Source organism: Pseudoalteromonas sp. TB64 (assembly GCF_000498095.1).
Taxonomy (GTDB): domain Bacteria; phylum Pseudomonadota; class Gammaproteobacteria; order Enterobacterales; family Alteromonadaceae; genus Pseudoalteromonas.
Window position 1 is genome coordinate 1 of record NZ_AUTQ01000249.1, and the last position, 2,806, is coordinate 2,806.

3 protein-coding genes and 1 pseudogene are annotated in these 2,806 nt (G+C 38.9%); 2 read left to right on the forward strand and 2 right to left on the reverse strand.

The window, feature by feature from the left end; translation table 11 throughout:
• Positions 1-575, forward strand: a pseudogene (locus L647_RS0120705) (sodium-dependent transporter); the annotation flags it as partial.
• A 91-nt stretch (positions 576-666) separates the two neighbouring features.
• Here L647_RS0120705 and L647_RS0120710 read toward each other — a convergent pair.
• Together L647_RS0120710 and L647_RS0120715 are read right to left on the reverse strand one after the other, a co-directional pair.
• Positions 667-1,647 (reverse strand): 2-hydroxyacid dehydrogenase, encoded by a 981-nt coding sequence (locus L647_RS0120710; RefSeq protein ID WP_024612716.1) that lies wholly within the window; start codon positions 1,645-1,647, stop codon positions 667-669.
• Between the two features lie 100 nt (positions 1,648-1,747).
• Positions 1,748-2,308 carry a glutathione peroxidase gene (locus L647_RS0120715; RefSeq protein ID WP_024612717.1) on the reverse strand — a complete coding sequence of 187 codons (561 nt, stop codon included), beginning with the start codon at positions 2,306-2,308 and terminating at the stop codon, positions 1,748-1,750.
• A 121-nt stretch (positions 2,309-2,429) separates the two neighbouring features.
• Here L647_RS0120715 and L647_RS0120720 point away from each other — a divergent pair.
• Positions 2,430-2,806: NAD(P)-dependent oxidoreductase (locus L647_RS0120720; protein ID WP_024612718.1), on the forward strand; the 377-nt coding region annotated here is incomplete at its 3' end.

Below are 2,806 nucleotides of genomic sequence, written 5' to 3' on the forward strand. Positions count from 1 at the left end.
CCGCAGGTGTAGCCTTACTTGATACCAGTGTCGCGTTTTTAGCAGGATTACTCATTATTCCTGCGATTTATGTAGCGCAGCACAACGGCGTTGAAGTATTTAGTGGCGGTAAACTGATTGGTGAAGGACAACTTATTTTTGCTATTTTACCTGCGCTATTTAGCACTATGGGCGAAATTGGCTTATTAGTTGGTTTATTGTTTTTTGTATTAATGTCTATCGCATCGGTTACGTCAACTATATCGACCACCGAAATTCCGGTGGCATTTTTAGTCGAAAACCATAACGTTAGTCGCACCAAAGCAACATGGGCAGTAAGCGCCGTTGTACTTGTGTGTGCAAGCGCCATTATATTAAATTTTGATTGGTTATTTGGCTTAGTCATTATGCTATTTACCCAATACCAATTACCGCTTATGGGCTTATTTTACTTTATTACAGTAGGGTGGATGTGGCAGCGTGGTAATAAACTACACCAAGCAACTACAGGTTTGCATTACTGGTTTGCTCAGTACATTCGCTTTGTTTGCCCAATATTAATGACCTTGGTATTTGCCAATGTAGCCTTTGGCTAAAAATAGCTTAAAAAATAGATTAAAAAAGCGAAGTGAGTTTAAAACGCACTTCGCTTTTTTTGTGCCTGTTATTTAGATACTGCTAAGCTTTTTATAAAACCTCATTAGTTAAAGATTTACCTTCACTTACTTCAAGGGCATTAAGTACGGTTGTATTTGCTATTTCGGTAAGTGCTTCTTGTGTAAAAAAGCCCTGATGCCCTGTCACTAATACATTTTTAAAGCTCACTAAGCGCGAGAATATATCGTCTTGGTTTATTTCGTCGCTGTGATTTTTAAAAAACAGCTCAGACTCTTGCTCGTATACGTCGAGTCCTAAGTAGCCTAGTTTTTTAGTTTTGAGTGCATTTATACACGCGTTACTATCAAGCAATGCACCGCGAGACGTATTAATTAACATAACGCCGGTTTTCATTTTACTAAACGTTTCATCGTTAATTATATGATGAGTTTGTTCCGTTAGAGGGCAATGCAAAGAAATCACATCACTTTGACTCAGTAATGTGTCTATATCGGTAATTGTATAATTGCCTGGTTGTGCGTATGGGTCGCACACTAATACTTTTGCACCAAAGCCATTTAATATATTGCACAACGCAATGCCAATTTTACCGCAGCCTATAATTCCCACGGTTTTATTATGTAAGTTAAAACCAAGCAATCCGTTTAAATCAAAGTTATCTTCGCGCACGCGGTTGTAAGCTTTATGAGTTTTACGACTAAGCGTTAGCATTAACGCTATGCAGTGCTCAGCTACTGCCTCAGGGCTGTAGGCGGGCACGCGTAATACTTTTAAGTTATGAGCCTTTGCTGCAGGTAAATCAACGTTATTAAATCCAGCGCAGCGCAGCAAAATAGTTTTTATACCTTGGCTTGCCAATTGTTCAATAACAGCAGCATTTACGGTGTCGTTAACAAATACGCATATGGCATCAAATCCGTTTGCTAAGATAGCCGATTGATCGCTTAGCCCTTGCTCAAAATAGGTAATATTTATATCACTATAATCACGTGTACTTTGTTCAAAAAAAGACAATTCGTATTTTTGTGCACTAAAAAATGCAATGTTCATGGTAATAGCCTCGACGCTTAAGAAGTATTAATACAATAAACCACTTTATAAAACTGTGCTTTAGTAACACACATTTTATTGATTTAAATTAAGCTTTAATTTATGCCTTAACCGACGTAAACATAGGTATTTTTGACGAAACCTTTTTACCCCCTTTGGCAGCGCTTAACTTAGCAGCTTGCAGTAAGTTATTTTCTATTACTTGTATAAGTGTTTCGGGCTTAGTACGCGGTGCATAGCGAGCAACAAGTTGCCCTTGTGAATTAATTAAAAACTTAGTGAAATTCCATTTAATAGCGCGGTTTTGCGAAATACCACGAGTATGCGATTTTAAATAATTAAACAACGGGTGGGTTTCTGGTCCATTTACCATTACCTTGCTAAATACCTCAAACGACACATTAAATTGCTCTTTGTAAAAGTTTTTAACTGCTAAGTTATCAAGGGGTTCATTCTGACCAAATTGATTACACGGAAACGCGAGCACCGTAAAACCGTGGTTTTTATATTGTTGATAAAGCTTTTCGAGCGCGTTTAATTGCACCGAAAAATTACACTTACTCGCTGTGTTAACAATAAGTACGGTTTTACCCTGCAACTGATTAAGAGAAAAATTTTTGCTGTTATAAAGTGGCGCATTAAATTGATAAATACTGTCCATAGGTTACCTATTTACCTTTCCCGCTAAGGAAATTTTATAAAGACTTTCATTCGCTTTTTAAACGATCGGTTGACATAATCGAGGTCTAGTTTCTAAGTTATCAGTTTAATAGGTCATTTTTATGTCAATGAAAGTCGCATTTATAGGTTTAGGCGTAATGGGTTACCCAATGGCGGGGCATTTAGCAAAAGCAGGGCACAGCGTATGCGTTTATAACCGCACTCAAGCTAAAGCACACGCGTGGACTGCAGAACATTCAGGAAGCTTTGCACCAATCCCGCGCGAAGCTGCAAGCAATGCCGACATTGTATTTATGTGTGTTGGTAACGATGACGATTTACGCTCAGTAGTGTATGGCGACGACGGCGTGTTAGCGGGCATGTTGCCGCACACTGTTTTGGTTGATCACACAACAACCTCTGCCGAAGTAGCACGCGAAGTAGCTGCAAAAGCGGCTCTGCAAAATATCGACTTTATAGATGCGCCTGTATCGGGCGG